A 6,181-nucleotide genomic window follows, 5' to 3' on the forward strand; every position below is an offset into this window, starting at 1 on the left:
TTTTTTCAATATGTTAAGATATTTATCATGCTATATGCATGATGCTGAAGACTAGAAGTTCAATACTGATAGTTAGCAGCTATAACTTAAGGTGGTTATAGCGATGGGGCTCACCTCTTACCATTCCGAACAGAGAAGTTAAGCCCATTAGCGCCGATGGTACTACATTTGTGGGAGAGTAGGTCGTTGCCTTTTTTAGAGAGTCTAATTACATATGTAGTTAGACTCTTTTTTTTGTTTTAAACTCAAGTAAAAACTAGTATTTAAGGCTTTTGAAGTTTTTTAGTGTAAGCGAAGTCAAGTTTATCAGCGATGATGGTAATGCACTTACAGAGCGTATAGTCGTTTCCTTTTTTAGTCTTAACTGTAATCAGAATTTATAAATTTTGAACATTAATGTGTTTAAGATTTTTTTTTCTTAAACTTAACTAAAAGATAAAACCATTTACTAAATAAATATGTTGGATCATAGGAGCGGGAGTGATAATAACGGCATTCTTTTTATGGACTGGATAGTGTTAGAGTTTAATTATAAAATTGATTTTTAGATTGCTACGTCGTTCATACTCGCAATGACTTAATAAAAAGATAATGCATAGCATGGTTTTGAAATTGTGTTAAACTACTTGACAGCCAATGGCTGTCCTCCTTTTAATTTCAAATTTAAAAACTCGCGTAAATAAAATTTATAAATAACCCTCTTCACATTCTAAATATGTAATGAAGGAAAATAAAGAACTTTAATTGTCGTGGGTGTTTGGTTATAATGTAGAGAGATTCCTATTTTTCAGCATTCATGTTATTTAATAGAGATTTTTATTTTTTTAGAAATATTGTCTGAAGCATTACCAATATAAACTATATACTCTCCTTTTTCAATGTTCCAATCGGAAATGGTTTCATCATAATAGGCCAAGGATTTTACAGGAATGTTGGCGTTAATAATAGATTCTTCACTATGTTTTAAATTTGTTTTCTGAAACCCTTTGAGTTCTTTTAAAGCACGTTTTACTTTTGACTTCGGCTTACCTATATAGACTTGAATAACTTCAGAGCCATTTATAGTCCCCGTATTTTTTAAGCTGCATGATACAGTTATAGAATCTTCTTGAGTATACACTTTCTTATCCGTTTTTATATCTGATAGTGTAAAAGAGGTGTACGAAAGCCCATATCCAAAAGCATAAAGCGGTTTTATTTTTTTAGTATCGTGCCATCTGTAACCAACTAAAATATCTTCTTTATAATATTGGGTCATATTCTCGCCTGGGTAAGACGATGTTCCAAAAGAATGCGCTGCATTGTCTTCTAATTTTACTGGAAACGAAAAAGGTAGTTTTCCAGAAGGGTTTACATCTCCACTAATAATATCGGCAATAGCATGTCCAGACATACTTCCAAGATACCAAGTTTCAAGTAGAGCATTGACTTTATCAAGCCAAGGCATTTCAATAGCATTGCCAGTAACTAATATAAAACCAATATTTTTATTTACGTTATAGATGTCATTTAATAAATCTTCTTGCCCGAATGGCAGCCCAAATTGTAATCTGTCATCTCCCTCACAATCTTGTAAATGACTTTTATTTAAGCCGCCTACAAAAAGTACAATGTCAGCATTCTTTGCTGTTTTAATGGCTTCTGTTTTAAGAGAATCTAAATCGAGCGTAGGCGGAATAACTTCGTTATATAGGGAAGGGCCAGTTTGGTAACCCATAGCATGTGTAATAGTTGCATGTTTATAACGTGCTCTAATTCCGTCTAAAGGAGATATTTCAAATTTCGGTTTTAATTCTGAGGATCCTCCACCAGCGGTCATAGATCGTGTTGCGTTTTCTCCAATTATGGCTATGGTTAAATCCTTGTTATCTTTAATAGGAAAGAAATTTTCTTTATTTTTCAATAATACTATACCATCAGTGGCTACATGTCTAGCCACATCATGATGCGCTTTTGTATTTGCGTTACCTAGAGGTCGATTAGTACTCATATTCGTTCTGAACATTAATCGTAAAATTCTTCTAACTTTATCATCAACTATAGATTGTGGAAAGTCACCTTTTTTAAGCCCTTCTAAAAAGGGAGCTGCCAAATAGTATTGTGAATAAAAATCATTTGTAGTAGTTCCCAAACCGTCAGTACCTGTACCCATTTCCAAGTCTAAACCATATAGTGCAGATTCTTCTGTACTATGTGCAGAACTCCAATCACTAATTACAACACCATCAAATTCCCAATCGGCTTTTAGTATTTTATTAAGAAGTGGATGGTGTGTAGTGTATTTTCCTCTAAATTTATTGTAAGACCCCATAATAGACCAAACCCCTGCCTCTTTGACTGATGCTTTAAAAGCTGGTAAATAAATTTCATATAAGGCTCTGTCACTAACTTCTACATTTATTTTATCTCTCCAATGCTCTTGATTATTTAAGGTGTAATGTTTAACACATGCTGCAACACCATTTTTTTGAACACCTTTAATATAGGGTACAACCATTGTGGATGCCAGAAAAGGATCTTCACCCATATATTCAAAATTACGACCATTTAAAGGTGTTCTATAAATATTAACTCCGGGTCCTAATAGTACATCCTTTTTTCTATAACGAGCTTCTTCTCCTAAACTGAAGCCATATTGGCTAGAAAGTTCTGGATTAAAAGAAGCAGCAAGACATGTTAAAGCTGGAAATGCAGTAATAGAGTCGTTTGTCCAACCAGCATATGCCCAATCATCCCAACTTATTTCGGCTCTTACACCATGTGGGCCATCAGCCATCCAGATTTCAGGTATGCCTAACCGTTCAACACCCTTAGTACTAAATTTTGATTGTGCATGGCACATGGCAACTTTTTCTTCTAGTGTTAATGATTTAATAATGGTTTCAATTTTAGATTCAGTATCACCAGACATTGAGTTTTGTGCTAAATTGTTAGTATTTGAATTTTTAAAGTTTTGTTGACCATGTAATGATAATTGAACGAAAAACACACATGATAAAATAATAGTAGTTAAACGATTATGGTTTAAAGTGATTTTCATAAGTATTAAGATTAATAGCTTGGTTGTATAATTAAATCATGTTCAAAAAATCAAATTACTTGAATTTTTAAAATTTTGAAGAAAGTTACTAAATAAAAATCAATCAGGGATATACTTGAAAATGAATTTTTTGTGATAACTCCAGGAGATTTTAGGTTTTATATCATTTTACTTATTATCATAATAAGTAATTGATAATCAATAGTATAAATACTAAATTGTAATAAAATAGTTAAGAGAAATCAAACGAAATAACAAGGGTTTAAACCTTCCGAGCAACCTAAGGAGCAACCGGTATGCTCGCTATATCTTAGCCTTAGTTATTAAAATTCAAGAAGTATGTATAAATTTTTAAAGTCCTCTAAGGCAGCAATTCGATTTAGTTTAAAACATTCAAAAAAGTATTTATCAGAAAATAGATATCAAGAAATTCTGCTTGTATTATAGTTCTCATCTGGAGGAGCAGATAAAAGGGTTAATTATTCTGCAGGCTATTCTGTTTCTTATTTATATTGGGATTATCAAAAACAACGAGTTAAAATTAATAAATCAAGGCACACTGAGATTTGTAAAAATTCATCAAATAGTTGTTGGGATTTCAAGAAAAGTTCTTTCCGAACAATTAAAAAGTATTGAAAGTGACGAATTGGCTTTAATAAAGCAGTTTGAAGAAATCCCTCTAAGAATGGAATATGCATTAACCGATAGGTCGAAAGGACTATGGGAAGTATTTGAAGCCCTAGAGAAATGGTCAACCATTGTAGCTAAATAAAAAACGGCTCCACTATAAAAGTAGAGCATAAAGGTTGCCCTTTGGAGCTCATGATTTTAAAAACCAAACTGCGCAAGTCTTAATTTTCTATATGTATTTTTATAGTTTCTGATAGTAGTTTCTTTCGACTCTAATTTGATAGTATTCTGCCAAATTTTAGTGTTCTCAGATTCATTAAAAGTTACATGATTCAATGTCCAAAGCTGTAATTCATATATTATATTGTAGAGATCAATACCTCTATCGGTTAAATAATATTCTTTAATTTTTTTATCGGTTTTGTTTCGCTCGAAATTAATAACACCTAATATAACTAGTTTTTTCAGTCTATCTACAAGTACATTTGATGAAATATGCTCAGTAGACTCATTTAAAAATTGGGAAAACGTATTTTTATTTCTAAATAAATCACGAACAATAATCAATGACCACCTATCTCCTAATAAATCAAGAGATACTTTACAGGCACAAACTGACTCGTCTTGATGGTAGATTATTTTTTTCATTTGAAATAAATATTATATACTTTGCAAAAGTACTACAAAATAGAGCATTACAAAAAGCATTACATATGTTTTCATTTTATAAGAGTGTTAAAATATCTTTCAACTAATAATGTTGTTACCTTTAAATTGTTTTTTTTATCGTCTTTTTAAAAGAGTTCCATCTCGTATCTTTCTAGTCAACAATATGGTAATACTCATAGTACACTTCTGATTTAATTTCTGAATCTGGAGTTGTGTTCAATGAAGTTAACTGGGCTTGCTCGGTTCCCAGAATCTATTTCAGATTTATCTATCTTTAAAAAGAAATAGCCTTCAGGTTATGAAGGCTATTTTATTTATACTTTACATTAAGTTTGTCTTTAAAAAAACTTATTTCTTATAGCTAAATACTTTTGTTTCCTTATTCATCGCACCAATCAAAGTTAAAATTTCATCGCTATGCCCTTCTATTGATGACCAGAATTTTTTATCATCGTCAGACATCGACCCTCCTAAATTAGCTTCTTCATAAGCTGCAAAATCAGACCAAGAGTTAAAAACTTGATAGGTTTGAAAATCTGCTCCTGAGCCATAAAGGTGCTGTGACGCGAAATGAGCTTCTGCATGACCGGTTTCTTTTATGTCTTTAAGGCTACCATTTATAATACCCTCTTGAAATACTTGATTCATTCCCCATTTAACTTCATATGTGCTAACAACAACAACTTTTTTCGTTGACCAATCCATATCTTCTATGGAAAACTGAAGCTTTTCTAAACCTATATTTTGTCTAATTTGATCAGAATGGTTGTAAGCATACATTCCTGAGTAGTTTCTGTATTCTCCCATCAGCACGTCTTTTGCATCAGTATCTAATTCCAACGCGTCTACATTTTTTTTCATCGCTTCATTTGCAAGAGCGGCATCATTAACAAGATCTTGCATATTGTTATAAGAATCATAAATAGCAAAAGTATAATCACCCGCAAAGGCATGTGCAAAAATAGCCGATTGTGTTATGGTTCTTTCTTTCGAATTAGATAGATTCATAAATTTTTCATGTAACTCTAAAAAAGTTTCAGAATTCTCTCTTGGAACTGTCACATAGGTAATGTTGACCATTTGAGCGTTTACAAAAAGACTAACTGTTAAAAATAATCCTGTAATAATTTGTTTCATAATCTCTGTTTTTAAATTGATGGTTATAGATATTAGCTGCGATAAAGAAACATAATAACATGTTTAGTGCATACGCACTATGATTTTTACCGAGCTACATCCTTTTTCAACGACCAAGATATAGTTTTATATTTTATATTGCAATTTAAAATACACTAAAAAGCAATACGGCTTACTTACGATAGGTCATCGCTCTATTTTGTTTGGAAGATGCCAGCTTTTGAATAGTGATTATTTAAGCTTTGAGGGTTATTGAAATTTATTTATTATAATAAAATAGTAAAGAGAAATTAAACGAAATAAAAAGGGTTTAAGCCTCCCGAGCAATTGGTATTATCGACATATCTTAACCTTAGTCATTAAAATTATGAAGTATGTATAAGGTTATAATAAGCAGCTTTTTCATAGAGTTATTTTAATCTGTAAGAGGATTAGAAACAATAAATTGTGTATTAAAAGTCATACATATTAAAATTAATTAGGATATTCTTTAGCTTTAAGTTTAACTTGTTTAAGAGGATTAGAAGTAATTTTATTGTAGGAAAGTAATATACCTATAGTATAAACTAAAAAACCCTCCATTTTGGAAGGTTTTATTTTATTTCTTTTTGGCCATTATATTTCAATTAATAGTTTGAAATATACTATTTAATATTGAGGACCTCCAGTTAATTCAATTAATTCCCAAATGTTTGTATACCTAAA

The 6,181-nt window shown here is 31.2% G+C and carries 4 protein-coding genes and 1 rRNA gene; 2 read left to right on the plus strand and 3 right to left on the minus strand.

Annotated features, from left to right (window positions below; translation table 11 throughout):
* Positions 1-87: 87 nt before the first annotated feature.
* Positions 88-195: ribosomal RNA gene (gene rrf, locus QZ260_RS08465) — 5S ribosomal RNA — on the plus strand.
* A gap of 604 nt (positions 196-799) precedes the next feature.
* Here rrf and QZ260_RS08470 read toward each other — a convergent pair.
* A complete protein-coding gene (locus QZ260_RS08470; protein ID WP_295985027.1) occupies positions 800-3,040 on the minus strand; it encodes a glycoside hydrolase family 3 C-terminal domain-containing protein in 2,241 nt (746 codons plus the stop codon).
* Between the two features lie 436 nt (positions 3,041-3,476).
* Between QZ260_RS08470 and QZ260_RS08475 the strand changes: the two genes are divergently transcribed.
* Complete coding sequence (locus tag QZ260_RS08475) at positions 3,477-3,812, plus strand: winged helix-turn-helix transcriptional regulator (RefSeq protein WP_295985028.1); 336 nt, start codon at positions 3,477-3,479, stop codon at positions 3,810-3,812.
* 56 nt (positions 3,813-3,868) lie between these two features.
* Here the strand turns inward: QZ260_RS08475 and QZ260_RS08480 are convergent, their stop codons facing one another.
* Both QZ260_RS08480 and QZ260_RS08485 read right to left on the minus strand, forming a co-directional pair.
* Positions 3,869-4,318, minus strand: a complete 450-nt coding sequence (locus tag QZ260_RS08480) for a helix-turn-helix domain-containing protein (protein ID WP_295985029.1) — start codon at positions 4,316-4,318, stop codon at positions 3,869-3,871.
* A 369-nt stretch (positions 4,319-4,687) separates the two neighbouring features.
* Positions 4,688-5,476: a hypothetical protein gene (locus QZ260_RS08485; protein WP_295985030.1), complete on the minus strand. Its 789-nt coding sequence runs from the start codon at positions 5,474-5,476 to the stop codon at positions 4,688-4,690.
* Between the last annotated feature and the right edge of the window lie 705 nt (positions 5,477-6,181).

This window comes from uncultured Algibacter sp. (assembly GCF_905480415.1).
Classification (GTDB): Bacteria; Bacteroidota; Bacteroidia; order Flavobacteriales; family Flavobacteriaceae; genus Algibacter_B.